This window comes from Paenarthrobacter sp. NCHU4564 (assembly GCF_052156435.1).
GTDB lineage: Bacteria > Actinomycetota > Actinomycetes > Actinomycetales > Micrococcaceae > Arthrobacter.
Genome location: NZ_JBQLIS010000024.1, coordinates 51,267 through 65,191, shown reverse-complemented (window position 1 = coordinate 65,191; position 13,925 = coordinate 51,267). Strand labels below are relative to the sequence as shown.

Below are 13,925 nucleotides of genomic sequence, written 5' to 3'. Positions count from 1 at the left end.
CCCCCCCCTTAACCCCACGGGGGGGCGCTTTTGGGGGGGTTTCCCCCCCACAACCCGCAAAAAATCCCGACCCAGTTGGGTGAGGGGGGAGGTTACTTGAGGCCGGCGCCTGGGAGCAGTTTGGTGGCGCCGAGGGAGTCCGCTACGAACGCGTAATCCCAGGCCCGCTCGCGCCATTGCACGTACCGGCCGGAAGCTCCGCCGTGGCCACCGTCCATCTCGATCTTCATGACAATCGGCTCGGAACCCGTGGACACGGCCCGCAGTGCCTGCACCCACTTGGCCGGTTCCACGTACAGCACCCGGGTGTCGTTGAAGGACGTAACAGCGGCGATCTTCGGGTAGGCCACAGAACGCACGTTCTCGTACGGGGTGTAGGACTTCATGTATGCGTACGCTTCCGGGTCGGTGATGGGATTGCCCCACTCCTCCCACTCCAGGGCGGACAGCGGAAGCTCCGGGTCCAGGATCGTCGTCAGGGCGTCAACGAACGGCACCTGGGCCACCACGGCTGCGTACTTCTCCGGTGCCATATTGGCCACGGCGCCCATCAGCAAGCCACCGGCGGAGCCACCCATCGCAGCAATGCGGGACGGATCCACCCACCCCGAGGAAGCCAGCCAGTCGGTAGCAGCGATGAAGTCGGTGAACGTGTTCTTCTTGGTGAGCTTCTTGCCGTCCTCGTACCAGTGCCGGCCGAGCTCGCCGCCACCACGGATGTGCGCAATGACCATTACGATTCCGCGGTCCAGCAGGGACAACCGGGCCACTCCGAAACCGGGATCCATGCTCATCTCATACGAGCCATACCCGTATACCAGGCCGGCGGCTGTGCCATCCTGCTTGACCGAAGCGTGCCTCAGCACGGACAGCGGAACCCGGGTGCCGTCGTCGGCGGTTGCCCATTCACGGGTGGCGACGTAATCGCTGGGAGAGTAGCCGCCCAGCACGGGGCTCTCCTTGCGGAGCAGCAGCTCACCAGCGGGCTTGTCCGGCGTGGGCAACACGAAGTCGTACACCCGCGACGGCGTGAAGTAGGACGTGTAGCCCATGCGGATCACCGGAGCTTCATAGTCCGAACCGGATACGCCTGCCGTGTAGAGCTCTTCGTCGAAAGCCGGCTCCACGGGCGATGCCTGCCCTGCCGTACCGAGACCGGCGAGCGGCAGTACCTGGACGCGCTCGATGGTGTCCTTGCGGATGGACAGCACCAGGTGGGTGGACGTGACGCCCGCGCCGTTGACGCGCACTTGGTCGGAATGCCCGACGACGGTACGCCAGTTTTGCTCCGACAGCGGCTTGGCCAGTTCTTCCGGATCAACCAGGCTCACCATGGAATTGATGGCGTCCTTGTTGTGGGTGACCAGGAGGGTCTCGCGGCCGTCCAGGAGGAAGGGCTCGGCCTCGTAAAGGAGGCGTTCGTCGCGGGAGATGACCGTGGCCAGGCCGGCGTCGTAGTCGTCGAAGCGCAGCAGACGGGTTTCGCTGAACTCGGAGCACCCGATGCTGAGCACCAGGTGACGCCGGTCGGAGGCGAGGTCGAAGCCCAGCCACATGGCGACGTCGTCTTCCTGGTACAGCACCTCATCATCGGCGACCGGGGTGCCCAGGACGTGCGACTTCACCTGGTACGGACGCCATGAATCATCCACCACCGTGTAAAACAGGCGTGTGCCGTCGGGGGAGAAGGCCACACCGTAGAAGATGTTCTCGATGACGTCCGGCAGGAGTTCGCCGGTGCGGAGGTCCTTGATGCGCAGCGTGAAGCGCTCGTCCCCGGAGTTGTCCACCGCGTAGGCGTAAAGGTTGCCGTCGATCGTGACCGCGGCGCCGCCGACGCTGAAGAAGGGTTGGCCCTCGGCCTCCACGTTGCCGTCCAGGAGGACCTGCTCACCCTCGATGGAGATTCCCGGCTCCACCACGGGCGGCGTCCAATCGGCCACACGGTCGCCGGTTTCCTGCGCGCGGACGCGGCACTGGATGCTGTATTCCTTGCCTTCCACCGAGCGGCTGTAGTACCACCAGCCGTCCTTGCGGTTGGGCACCGACAGATCCGTCTCCTGGGTGCGGCCCTTGATTTCCTGGAACATTGCCTCGCGGAGCTGTTCCTGGTGCGCGGTGACGGCTTCCTGGTAGGCGTTCTCTGCCTTGAGGTGCTCTATGACCTCGTCCGATTCCTTGTCCCGCAGCCATTCGTAGTGGTCGATGAACACGTCGCCGTGGTGTTCGCGACGGGCAGGGACGCGTTTGGCGACAGGGGGCTGGACGGAGGAACCCGAGGCAGGAGCAGGCGCGGAGGAAGTGTGGCTCATGGGGCCACTCTATCGCCCAACTGACTGGCATCAGGGGTTGTTCCCAGCGCTCAGAACAACCCCTGATGCCAGCTAGTTGGGGGAGGAGCCCTGGGTGGACACGGCCACCCGGTTCCGTCCCGACGCCTTGGCTGCGTACAGGGCAAGGTCGGCCTCCTTGAGGAGCTGCTCCGTCCCCGCCCGGTGCCGTTCGGTGTACGCGGCAACCCCGGCGCTGATGGTCAGCACCCCGTCCGGATCCCCTGAATGCTCGATCTGCAGCGCATGCACCGCGGACCGGACCCGCTCCAGGACCACCTCGGCCCCCGAGGACGTCTGATCCCGCAGGACCAACAGGAACTCCTCGCCCCCGAACCGGTACACCGCGTCCGAGGCCTGGACTTCCGCCGCCAGCGTCGAGGCGATCGTGGCCAGCGCAGCATCACCGGCCTGGTGACCGTAGAGATCGTTGTAGCTCTTGAAGTTGTCCACGTCCACCATGGCCAAGCAGTAGTCACCCGGCCCGGCCGAGGTATGCAGCCCGGCCAGGTCCTCCGTCAGCTTGAGTCGGTTGTGCAGCTTGGTCAGCGGATCCGTCCGGGCCTGCTCGGTCAGCGCCGAACGGTACCGGGCCAGATCGGCGTGCAGCGAAGTAATCCGTTGCGCGGCCAGCAGGCGGATATGCAGGTTGAAGGGGTCCAGCGGTTTGGTGACGTAATCATCCGCGCCGGCCTCCATGCCTGCCAGGACGTCTTCGCGGGAGCCGTGGGACGTCACCAGGATCACGTAGGTGTAGCTCTCGTCCTCGGCGGAGCGGATCGCCCGGCACAGGTCCAGTCCGTTCATGCCCGGCATCATCAGGTCGGTCACCACGGCCTCCGGACTGTGGACCTGGAACAGTTCCCATGCGGAGTCACCGTCCACGGCCACGATGCACTCGTGGCCCGACTGCTCCACCGCGGCCTTGGTGATCATCCGGGAGATCAGTTCGTCATCAGCTATCAGGACTTTCATGAAGCTCCCAACACCACACGCGCAAGCGCCCGGTCCACACGGTCCAGTTCATGGTGGAGTTCCTGGAGCAGCGGGGCTCCGGCAGCCTCCAACCCGGGCTCGGCTGCCCGGCCCAGGGCCTCCAGTTCCTTCGCCAGCCCGGCAGCGCCCACCGCGCCGATATTGCCCGCCGCTCCGGACAACTTGTGCGCCGCGGACTGCAGCGCCCTGGCGTCGTTCCCGGCCAACGCGGCGGCCAGGTTCTCCAGGGACGCACTGGATTCTGTCCGGAAGGCCGTGATCGCGTCCGGCAGCAAACCCGGACCCAGCGACCGCAGCAGCTCCAGGCGGTCCAGATCCAGCACCGCGTCGTCGCCTGCCGCTGTCACGCCAGTGCCCGACGCCGGTGCTGCCGCCGGCTGAGGCTCCGCACCACCCGCCGTGGCACCAGCCGCCGGCTGCGGCGCGGCACCACCCGCCGTGGCACCAGCCGCAGCGTCACCCGCGACCGGGCCGTCCGGCGTCGTACTTTCCGCGGAGTTGGCCGAAGCAGCGGCCGGCTGCGGCACCCACGTGGCCAGGATTTCGCCGAGTTTGTCCACGTCCACGGGTTTGCTGATGTAGTCGTCCATTCCGGCGGCGAAGCAACGCTCGCGGTCTTCGTTGAGGGCTCCGGCCGTCATGGCAATGATGGGGATGCGTGGGCGGCCGGCGTCCCGGGCGCGGATGGTGCGGGTGGCTTGGAAACCGTCCATGACCGGCATGTGGCAGTCCATCAGGACTGCGGCGTACTCCCCGGTGAGGGTGGCCTCCACTGCCTGCGCGCCGTCGTTGACGATGTCCACTTCGTATCCCAGCCGCCGGGCCATGCCACGGGCCACCAGTTGGTTGACCTCGTTGTCTTCCGCCACCAGGAGCCTGCCGTGGAGCTGCGCGGGGCGTTCGAAGACAGGGGCGTGGGCGACGGCGCGTGGCGCTGTCTTGGTGGCAACGAGCCGGAGCAGCCGGTTGTAGAACTCGGAACTGCGGACCGGCTTGGTGAGGTACTCGCGGATTCCGGCGGAGGTGAGGTCAGCCTTCTCCACGGCCATGGTGGAGGTCAGGAGGATGATGCCGGGCGCTGGGTTGCCGTTGCTTTCCGCCTTGATCAGGCGGGCCAGTTCCAAGCCGTCAGTGTCGGGCATGCACATGTCCACCACGGCGAGGTCGTAGGGAGCGCTGGCCGTGGCTGCCGCGTGGTATTCCTCCAAAGCGGCGTTCGCATCGGGTACTGCCACGGGGACCATGCCCCAACTGGCCAGCTGCGTTTCCAGGACCAGCCGGTTGGTGGCGTTGTCATCCACCACCAGGACTTTCCGGCCTGCCAGTGTCGCGGGCAGGGCAGTTGTTTCTGTTGGTGCCGGGCCCACGGGCAGTTCCAGGACGAACCAGAATTTGCTGCCCTTGCCGACCTCGCTGTCCAGGCCGATCTGCCCGCCCATGACTTCGGTGAGCCGGCGTGAGATGGCCAGTCCCAGGCCGGTACCGCCGTAGCGGCGGGTGGTGGAGGCGTCGGCCTGGGCGAACGATTCGAAAAGCCGGTGGTGGTCCTCAGGGCTGATGCCGATGCCGGTGTCGCGGACCTCGAACCGCAACCGGGCGTCCTTTCCATCCTGTTCCAGCACGGAGACCTGGATTTCCACTTCCCCGGAGGGGGTGAACTTGACCGCGTTGGAGGACAGGTTCAGCAGGATCTGCCGGATGCGCCCGGGGTCGCCCATGAGCCGTTCCGGCACGTCCGGGTGGCAGTAGGAGATCAGCTCCAGGTCCTTGCTTTGCGCGGCCTCCGCCACCAGCCCGGCAACTTCTTCCACGAGCTCCCGCGGATCGAAGGCGGTAACGTCCAGGTCCACCTTGCCGGCTTCCAGCTTGGAGAAGTCCAGGATGTCGTTGATGAGTGTCAGCAGGACCTCGCCGGCACCCTTCACGCCCCGTGAGTACTGGCGTTGGGCTTCGCTGAGCTCGGTGTCCATCATGAGCGAGGTCAAGCCGATCACGGCGTTGAGCGGTGTGCGGATTTCGTGGCTCATGGTGGCAAGGAACTCGGACTTGAGGCGGCTTGCCTCCAGGGCGTCCTCGCGGGCGTCGAGCAGTTCGGCGGTGCGCTCGGTGACCTTGGACTCCAGCTCGCTGGTGAGCGTGACGTTTTCGACGACGATCAGCACCTGCCGCACGACGACGAACGCCACCATCAGCAGGCCCGTGACTATGAGGATGGGATCGTTTCCGACGGCACGTCCGGGGATGAAGAACACCGCGCTGAACACGGGAAGGTACGGGAGCAGCTCCAGCATCGCGGCGTACGCGCGGCCATCCTTCCTCGCGGTACCTGTCTCCCGGACCAGGGGACTGAGGCCCACCAGCAGGAAGGCGAGGACCCAGCCCAGCGTGAGGGGTGAACCCGTGACGCCGGTGATTCCCTCGATCGTGAACCGGACATACGTGAGGTCCGTGATGGCCAGGATCCAGAATCCCAGCCCCAGGCAAAGCCAGGGGAGCCGCCGGCCGCGGGCTGCCCGCATGGTCAGGACGATCACCACGGACACCATGAGAACGTCGGCGATCGGGTAGGCCATCTGCGTGGCCTGCGCCAGCGGATCCTGTTCAGTCCCGCCGGCGATCGGGCCCAGGAGCGAGGTCCAGACGATGAAGAACATGGAGCTTGCCACCACCCCCGCATCCAGGATGGTGCGCCGGACAGGGAGCCTGAGTCCTTGCCCGCGCAGCAGCAGGACCAGCCCGATCGCCGTGGGCAGCGCGTACCAGACAAAACCCACATCCGCGAACGAAGGGAAAGGGTATTGGTGGTCGAGGGTGATTCCGTTCAGGGTCCAGATGGCTTGGCCGGCACTCCACACGGCGAGGCCGGCCACCACGAACCAGCGGGCCATCACGGTGTTGTGGACCACCGGGCCGCGCTTGACCTCCGCATGGTGCTTGAACGCAGCCCGTGCGTGGACCACAAGGGCGGTCAATACCGCGGTGAGGATGGCGAGGTCGCCGGTCAGTTGCGCAGTGGCCGTCCCGATACCGCTGGCGAACATGATGGTCAGCAGAACGGCACACACGCCGGCGGCCGTCATGAACAGTGGCAGGCCTTTCCCTGCCGGGCGCGCTGAAGGAACCCCGTGCTTCACTCCTGCCACTGAACCCCCGCTTCCAAGAGTGGCCCCACCAAAAGCGAACGACGCGTCTATCCCTTGCGCTGAGGAGAGCATACGCCAGCGGCCATGCCCCCGCCTACCGCTCCGGGGTCAGGACCTTCGTAAAGATCACCGTGCCGTTGGCATTCCGCAGGCTCACTGTGAAGGTGCCGTCATCGGAAAGGTCCACGTGCCCGAAGTACTGGTTCTCGCCGTCCCGCGGTGATTCGCCCGGGAACCGTCCGGCACGGGAGAACACCACCTCGGGTCCGAACGTCCCATCCATGTCGTTCGGGCCGAAGGACCCTGCGTTGATGGGGCCGGCCACGAATTCCCAGAACGGGTCGAAGTCCGTGAACGACGCCCGTTCCGGGGAGTAGTGGTGGGCCGCGCAGTAGTGCACGTCAGCGGTCAGCCAGACGATGTTCTTCACTCCGGACTTCTTGAACGCCGACAGCACGGCCGCGATTTCCAACTCACGGCCCAGCGGCGCTCCCGGATCCCGGTTGGCCAGGCTCTCCTGGTTCACGGCGCCGTCGGGAACGATGATGCCCAACGGCAGGTCCGCGGCGATCACCTTCCACGTGGCCTTGGACTGCCGGACTTCCTTGATCAGCCAGTCAACTTGTTCCTGGCCGAGGATGCTGGTGGCGTAGGGTTCCTTGCCGTCCGTGTTGGGGGACTTGAAGGTCCGCATGTCCAGGCTGAAGATGTCCAGCTGCGGGCCGCGGGGAATCTTCCGGTAGATGCGTGCGGGTTGGTACTGCCCGCCGTCGAACGTTCCAGCGCGCCACAGCGCCGCGGAGTCCGCGATCGGCATGTTCTCCTGCCACGCCTGGCGGCCGCGTGCGGCGAGCACATTGACGTTGCGTTCGGTGTAGCGGGGGTCGTCCAGGATTTCGCCGGGGTACCAGTTGTTGGTGGTTTCGTGGTCATCCCACTGGGCGATCACAGGGACATCGGCGAACATGGCGCGCATGTTGGCATCGAGTGAGTTGTAGCGGTGGCGTCCGCGGTATTCCTTGAGGGTTTCGGCGACTTTGGAGACTTCCTCGGTGACGATATTCCGCCACACCTGGCCGTCCTTCTCGGTGACCGTGGCGGCAATGGGGCCGTCGGCGTAGACGGTGTCGCCGGAGTGGATGAAGAAGTCCGGGTTGGTGCGGTGCATGGCCGCGTAGCCGCGCATCCCGCCGAGTTCCTCGTTGATGCCCCAGCCCTGGCCGGCGGTGTCGCCGGTCCAGACGAACGATTGGGAGCCCGACGCCGGCCTGCCGCCTTCACGCCCGCCGTCCGTGCCGCCGTCGTGCTTTCCGTGGATGGCTCCGGGAGCGGTGCTGAAGGTCCCGTGCACGGCTTCTCCTGCGCCGTTGTCGTCTTCGAAGTTCAGCTCAAGCTTGAAACGGGTGCCCGCGGGGAGTCCCTTGGCATGGATCTTGGCGGTGAAGTCGCTGGCCTCGGTGGCCAGGGGGCCGCGGATGGTGCGGCTGAATCCGTAGCGCCCGCGGAGGATTTCCCCGGCGCTGTCGATCGCCTGGAGCGTGGCGGTCATCCTGCCCGGACCGGAGGCGCGGGACCAGAGAACGGCGGAGTCCGTGGTGACGTCACCGGTGGCGATGCCCGTGGGGAGGGTGAGCCGCTTGCGGACCAGCGGGATTGCCGTGGGGGCAGCGGAAGCCGGGGCGGTTCCGGCGGCGGTTCCGGCGGCGAGCCCGGCCATGGTGAGACCGGCGAGGGACGTTTTGACGAGGGTGCGGCGTGAGAAGTCAGTCATGCCGTCTACTTTTGCCAGCCGCCGTGAACAGAGGGTGAGCCTGAGGTGAAGCCAAAAGGTTGACTGAAAACACCCGCTCCGCATATTCTGAACGAACGGTCGGTAATTTATTAGGAGCAACCATGGCATCGCAGAATCTGCAGTCAGTGCCCGCTGAGCTGTCCCCGGAGGAACAGGAGCGGGAGGCAGCCGGTCAGGCGTACTTTGATCGCATCATTTCGGAAGACTCGCGCATCGAACCCCGCGACTGGATGCCGGCGGCTTACCGCAAGACTTTGCTGCGCCAGATCTCGCAGCACGCGCACTCGGAAATCATCGGCATGCAGCCGGAAGCCAACTGGATCACCAGGGCACCGAGCCTGAAGCGCAAGTCCATCCTCATGGCCAAAGTCCAGGACGAGGCAGGCCACGGCCTGTACCTGTACTCGGCGGCCGAGACCCTGGGTCAGACCCGGGACAAGATGATGGAAGACCTCATCGCCGGGAAGGCCCGGTACTCGTCGATCTTCAACTACCCCACGATTTCCTGGGCGGACATGGGAGCCATCGGCTGGCTTGTTGATGGCGCGGCCATCTGCAACCAGGTGCCTCTCTGCCGTGCGTCCTACGGTCCTTACGGCCGCGCAATGGTGCGCATCTGCAAGGAAGAGTCCTTCCACCAGCGCCAGGGTTTCGAGATCCTGCTGGAACTGTCCAACGGCACGCCTGCGCAGAAGCAGATGGCCCAGGATGCCGTGAACCGCTGGTACGCGCCGTCGCTGATGATGTTCGGCCCGCCGGATGACGATTCCCCCAACTCCAAGCAGTCCATGGCCTGGAACATCAAGCGCTTCAGCAATGACGAGCTGCGCAGCCGGTTCGTGGGAATGATGGTGGAGCAGGTCAAGGTCCTGGGCCTGACCCTGCCCGACAAGGACATCCGTTTCAACGAAGAAACCAAGAAGTGGGAGCACGGACCCCTGGACTGGAACGAGTTCAAGGAAGTCCTGGCCGGCCGCGGTCCCTGCAACTCGCAGCGCATCGAGCGCCGCCGCGAGGCACACGAGGATGGTGCCTGGGTCCGGGAAGCAGCGGCAGCCTACGCCCGCAAGCAAGCACAGAAAGCGAACGCAGCATAATGGCTCCCCACGGAAACCCTGAAGCCCCGGCCAGCGCCGCCGGCGAAGTCAACAGCGAGGCACCCAAGGTTGCTGCCACCACGGCAGAAAGCACGACGCCGGCACCCGCCTCTGCGCCTTCGGTCGCCACCGGTGCGGCTCACCAAGAGACGCCCTGGTCCCTGTGGGAGGTCTTTGTCCGCTCCAGCCGTGGCCTCTCGCACGTCCACGCAGGTTCGCTGCACGCCCCGGATGCCGCCATGGCCCTCCGGAACGCCCGCGATCTCTACACCCGCCGCAACGAGGGCGTCTCCATCTGGGTGGTTCCGGCCGAGGCCATTGCCTCCAGCGATCCTGACTCCAAGGGTGCCTTCTTCGAGTCGCCGCAGGGCAAGGACTACCGGCATGCCACGTACTACACCAAGAGCGAAGGCGTGAAGCACCTGTGACTTCCCACGAAACCAACACTGACTTCGCGATCGACGGCCACGGCGACATCTCCGTCGGCGTCCACGGTGCCGGTGCGTCCGGCGACGGTTCGGCCAGCGCCACGCGTATCACGCCGGGCAACGCGCTGCGCCCCGAAGACATTGCCCTTGAGGTCCGTCGCGGGCAGGTCAAGCCGGGCGAGGACGTGGCAGAGTACGCGCTGCGGATCGGCGACGACGGCTTGATCCTGGCCCAACGCCTGGGCCACTGGATCTCCCGTGCCCCGGAGCTCGAGGAAGACATTGCCCTCGGCAACATCGCCCTGGACCAGTTGGGCCACGCCCGGTCCTTCCTTACCTACGCCGGTGCGGCCTGGGACAAGTCCGAGGACGACCTCGCCTACTTCCGCCGCGAGCACGAATTCCGCTCAGCACACCTGTTCGAGCAGCCCAACGGCGACTTCGCGGTCACGATTGCACGGCAGTTCATTGTGAGCTTCTACCAGTTCGAGCTCTACACAGCGCTCACTGCGTCCACGGATCCCACCCTTGCAGCCATCGCAGCGAAGGCCGTGAAGGAAGTGGACTACCACCGTGACCACAGCGCCCAGTGGGTCCTACGGCTTGCCGGTGGAACTGAGGAGTCCCGTGCCCGGATGATCCAGGGCTTCAAGCTGGTGTGGCCGTACGTGGACGAACTATTCGAGGACGACGAGCTCACCACCCGCCTGGCCGCAGCCGGTGTCACGGTCCAGCCGTCCAGCCTGCGCGAGGCCTTCGATCGCCTGACCGGTGAGATTTTCGCCGAAGCGGAACTGACCGCCCCTGACGTTCCCCAGTCCTTGGGTGGCGGACGCCGTGGCAAGCACTCCGAACACCTGGGCTATGTCCTGGCCGAAATGCAGGTCCTGGCCCGCGAACACCCGGGCGCGAGCTGGTGATGGTGATGGCAACGGTCACCACTGCTGAACAGCAGGCCTGGGACATCGCCTCCACGGTCTGCGATCCGGAGATCCCGGTCCTCACCATCGAGGACCTGGGCATCCTGCGCGGTGTCCGGGTTACGGAAGTACCCCAGCCCGAAGGAAACCACGGCGCCGGCCCGGCAAGTACCGCCGTCGAGGTCACCATCACGCCCACCTACTCGGGCTGCCCCGCGATGGACGCCATCGGTGACGACCTGCGGGCTGCCTTCCGCAACGCCGGATACGCAGCTGTTGAGGTGAACCTGGTGCTTTCCCCGGCCTGGACCACGGACTGGATGACAGAGTCCGGCAAAGCCAAGCTGGAGGAATACGGCATTGCGCCTCCCACCGGGCGCGCCGCCGCTGGTGGCCATTCGGGTCCGGTGCGGTTGAGCCTGGCTGTGAAATGCCCGCAGTGTTCGTCGCTGAACACCAAGGAACTCACCCGCTTCGGTTCCACCTCCTGCAAGGCGCTGTTCGTCTGCCAGGACTGCAAGGAACCGTTCGACTACTTCAAAGTCCTGTAAGGAATTCCATGACCACCGAAACCCAGACGGCCAGCCGCCGTCGTGCGTCTTTCCATCACCTGACCGTCTCGGAAGTCCGGCGCCTGACGGACGACGCCATTGAGGTGACGTTCGCTGTTCCCGTGGAGCTGGCCGGGCAGTACGACTACCTTCCCGGACAGTACGTGGCCCTCCGCACCACGTTGCCGGATGAGAACGGTGAGCCGCACGAGGTCCGCCGCAGCTACTCGATCTGCGCAGAGCCGCGCACGTTCGACGATGGCAGCAGCGAAATCCGCGTGGCGATCAAGAAAGACCTGGGCGGTATTTTCTCCACCTGGGCCAACGCCGAACTGAAGGCCGGCGATGCCTTGGACGTCATGAGCCCGCAGGGTGCCTTCATCTCGCGGCACGGCAAGGACGGCTCGGACGTCCAGCACAACGTGATGAACTCGATGAACCACCCCGAGGAGCTCGCGGGGGAGCCGGGCAGTTTCGTGGCCATCGCCGCAGGTTCCGGCATCACGCCGGTCATCGCGATCGCGCGGACGCTGCTGGCTGCAAATCCCGACACCAGGTTCGACCTGATTTACGCCAACAAGGCGGCCATGGACGTGATGTTCCTGGAGGAACTGGCCGACCTGAAGGACAAGTACCCCTCGCGCCTGGCGTTGCACCACGTCCTGTCCCGCGAGCAGCGGATCGCGCCGCTCATGACCGGCCGCATCGATGCGGAGAAGCTGCAGTCCCTGCTGTCGTCGGCGATCCACGCCGAGGACGTGGATGAATGGTTCCTGTGCGGGCCGTTTGAGCTGGTCCAGCTGTGCCGGGACACCCTTGCCTCCCGTGGCGTGAAGCCGGAGCACGTCCGGTTTGAGCTGTTCACCACCGGGCGCCCGGACCGTCCCGAGGGCCACGCAGGCCGTCCCGTGGTGGAGGACGAGTCGCAGGAGACGTACAAGATCACGTTCAAGCTGGACGGCCTCACCGGCGATGTCGCCAGCCCGACGCATGCCCGCGAGTCAATCCTGAACGCTGCCCTGCGCGTCCGTCCCGATGTTCCGTTCGCTTGTGCCGGCGGCGTGTGCGGCACCTGCCGCGCCAAGCTGGTCACCGGTACCGTGTCCATGGATGAGAACTACGCCCTGGAGCAGGACGAGCTGGACAAGGGCTACGTCCTCACCTGCCAGGCCCACCCCACCAGCGAAGAAGTGACCGTCGACTTCGACGTCTAAGGAGTCCCATGATCGAGCTCTCCCTTGAAAACGGCATTGCCGAAATTGTCCTCAACGCCCCGGAAAAGCTGAATTCGCTCAACGAGGACGCGCTGCTTGAGTTGGGCAGAGCGTACGACGACGCTGCTGCCGCCGCCTCGCGTGGTGAAGTGCGGGCGCTGCTGCTGCGGGGAGAGGGGCGCGCTTTCTGCGCCGGCCGCGACATTGCCGGGGTGACCCCTGAAACCGACGACGCCCAGGCGTATTTGGGCGGGTTGGTTGAGCCGCTGCTGAAGAAGATGGCCGCCTTCCCGGCGCCGACGTTCGCTGCTGCGCATGGTGCCTGCCTGGGGGTTGGGCTCGGGCTGCTGCTGGCTACGGACGTGGTGTACGTGGCGGAGAACGCCAAGTTCGGCTCGCCGTTCGCCAAGCTCGGGGCAACGCTGGACTCGGGCGGGCACTGGTACTTCACCGAACGCCTGGGCATGCACCGCACGCTGGACCTGATCTACACGGCCGACCTGATCTCCGGTAGCGAGGCTGTGGCACAGGGTATGTTCAGCCGGGCCATGCCGGCTGAGTCCTTGCTGGATGAAACGCGGGCGATTGTTACCCGCGTTGCTGCAGGTGCCACCCAGGCGTTCGTCGCTTCCAAGGAACTGGTGGCCCACATTCGCGACCAGCGCCTTGGCCTGTGGGCTTCCATGGCCGAGGAAAACACCGAGCAGGCGCGCCTGTGCAAGACCGACGATTACGCCGAAGGCTTCAGGGCCTTCCAGGAGAAGCGGGCGCCGGTTTTCAAGGGGTAGTGCAGGGTCGTCCTGGACAGCGGCACGCAGGGCTTGGACCGAGTACACGCGTGCCAACCAAGTAGATCCCCTCCACGTATTCGAGTACTGACTACTCGTGACCACCCTTCCGCGCGCAGGATTCAATGGAGACCATCGGTTTTCAACGGGTTTCTGGTCTGGGGAGTAGTTCAAATGCGTGAATTCAGCGATCGCGGCACAGCGGCAATGGAGGGTCTCCGATGAGCGCCGGCATGGAATCCGCGGCCATGTTCGCGGGCTCGCTGCCCGGGCTCATCCTGATGTCGTTGGGCCAGATCATGGTGGTGGTTTGCCTCTGCTTCGACATGGTGCGTGCCCTGTCCGTGCCCCGCTCGCACCGCCGCTACGTGGCGAGCACCATCTTCAGGACTTTGGCGGTGCCGTCGGTCATGGTCATGGGAGTCAGTACCTTGGCCGAAGTCGTCATGTCGTCCTGGTTGAACGTGGTCATGAGCGTAGCTGTCCTGGTGGTGATCATCTTCCGTTTGCACCACGACAAAGACGAAGACAACTGGTGGAAGGGCAAAGGCAAGAAGCTGGCCCGCTGGGCACGGAAGCAATTCTCGTTGCCGCCGGCCACGGCCACCGCAATGGGCTGAGCCGTCCGCCGAAGTTACCTATAAAAAATAAAGGCCGTGCCATGGT

11 protein-coding genes are annotated in these 13,925 nt (G+C 65.5%); 7 read left to right on the top strand and 4 right to left on the bottom strand.

The features are described 5' to 3' along the window. Window positions 1–92 precede the first annotated feature (92 nt). The 4 genes from ACSVIE_RS18885 to ACSVIE_RS18870 form a co-directional block, all read right to left on the bottom strand. Window positions 93–2,312 carry a S9 family peptidase gene (locus ACSVIE_RS18885; protein ID WP_442424833.1) on the bottom strand — a complete coding sequence of 740 codons (2,220 nt, stop codon included), beginning with the start codon at window positions 2,310–2,312 and terminating at the stop codon, window positions 93–95. Between the two features lie 72 nt (window positions 2,313–2,384). Further along, complete coding sequence (locus ACSVIE_RS18880; RefSeq protein WP_442424832.1) at window positions 2,385–3,305, bottom strand: GGDEF domain-containing response regulator; 921 nt, start codon at window positions 3,303–3,305, stop codon at window positions 2,385–2,387. Then, window positions 3,302–6,406, bottom strand: coding sequence for a response regulator (locus ACSVIE_RS18875; RefSeq protein WP_442424831.1), 3,105 nt, complete (start codon window positions 6,404–6,406; stop codon window positions 3,302–3,304). The genes ACSVIE_RS18880 and ACSVIE_RS18875 overlap by 4 nt, the downstream gene beginning before the upstream one ends. A gap of 157 nt (window positions 6,407–6,563) precedes the next feature. Continuing rightward, window positions 6,564–8,240: an alkaline phosphatase D family protein gene (locus ACSVIE_RS18870; RefSeq protein WP_442424830.1), complete on the bottom strand. Its 1,677-nt coding sequence runs from the start codon at window positions 8,238–8,240 to the stop codon at window positions 6,564–6,566. Between the two features lie 122 nt (window positions 8,241–8,362). Here ACSVIE_RS18870 and paaA point away from each other — a divergent pair, with 122 nt between their 5' ends. The 7 genes from paaA to ACSVIE_RS18835 all read left to right on the top strand — a co-directional run bounded on the left by paaA (window position 8,363) and on the right by ACSVIE_RS18835 (window position 13,879). Then, window positions 8,363–9,358 carry a 1,2-phenylacetyl-CoA epoxidase subunit PaaA gene (paaA, locus tag ACSVIE_RS18865; protein ID WP_442424829.1) on the top strand — a complete coding sequence of 332 codons (996 nt, stop codon included), beginning with the start codon at window positions 8,363–8,365 and terminating at the stop codon, window positions 9,356–9,358. Next, window positions 9,358–9,786 (top strand): 1,2-phenylacetyl-CoA epoxidase subunit PaaB, encoded by a 429-nt coding sequence (paaB, locus tag ACSVIE_RS18860; protein WP_442424828.1) that lies wholly within the window; start codon window positions 9,358–9,360, stop codon window positions 9,784–9,786. Before paaA ends, paaB begins: the two co-directional genes overlap by 1 nt. Further along, on the top strand, window positions 9,783–10,706 hold the full coding sequence (gene paaC, locus ACSVIE_RS18855; protein WP_442424827.1) for a 1,2-phenylacetyl-CoA epoxidase subunit PaaC: 924 nt from the start codon (window positions 9,783–9,785) through the stop codon (window positions 10,704–10,706). Before paaB ends, paaC begins: the two co-directional genes overlap by 4 nt. Window positions 10,707–10,711: 5 nt before the next feature. After that, on the top strand, window positions 10,712–11,257 hold the full coding sequence (gene paaD, locus ACSVIE_RS18850) for a 1,2-phenylacetyl-CoA epoxidase subunit PaaD (protein ID WP_442424826.1): 546 nt from the start codon (window positions 10,712–10,714) through the stop codon (window positions 11,255–11,257). A gap of 8 nt (window positions 11,258–11,265) precedes the next feature. Beyond that, window positions 11,266–12,471, top strand: coding sequence for a 1,2-phenylacetyl-CoA epoxidase subunit PaaE (paaE, locus tag ACSVIE_RS18845; protein ID WP_442424825.1), 1,206 nt, complete (start codon window positions 11,266–11,268; stop codon window positions 12,469–12,471). Window positions 12,472–12,479: 8 nt separating this feature from the next. Further along, on the top strand, window positions 12,480–13,259 hold the full coding sequence (locus tag ACSVIE_RS18840) for an enoyl-CoA hydratase/isomerase family protein (protein ID WP_426003843.1): 780 nt from the start codon (window positions 12,480–12,482) through the stop codon (window positions 13,257–13,259). 221 nt (window positions 13,260–13,480) lie between these two features. Then, window positions 13,481–13,879: a hypothetical protein gene (locus ACSVIE_RS18835; RefSeq protein ID WP_442424824.1), complete on the top strand. Its 399-nt coding sequence runs from the start codon at window positions 13,481–13,483 to the stop codon at window positions 13,877–13,879. Window positions 13,880–13,925 lie beyond the last annotated feature (46 nt).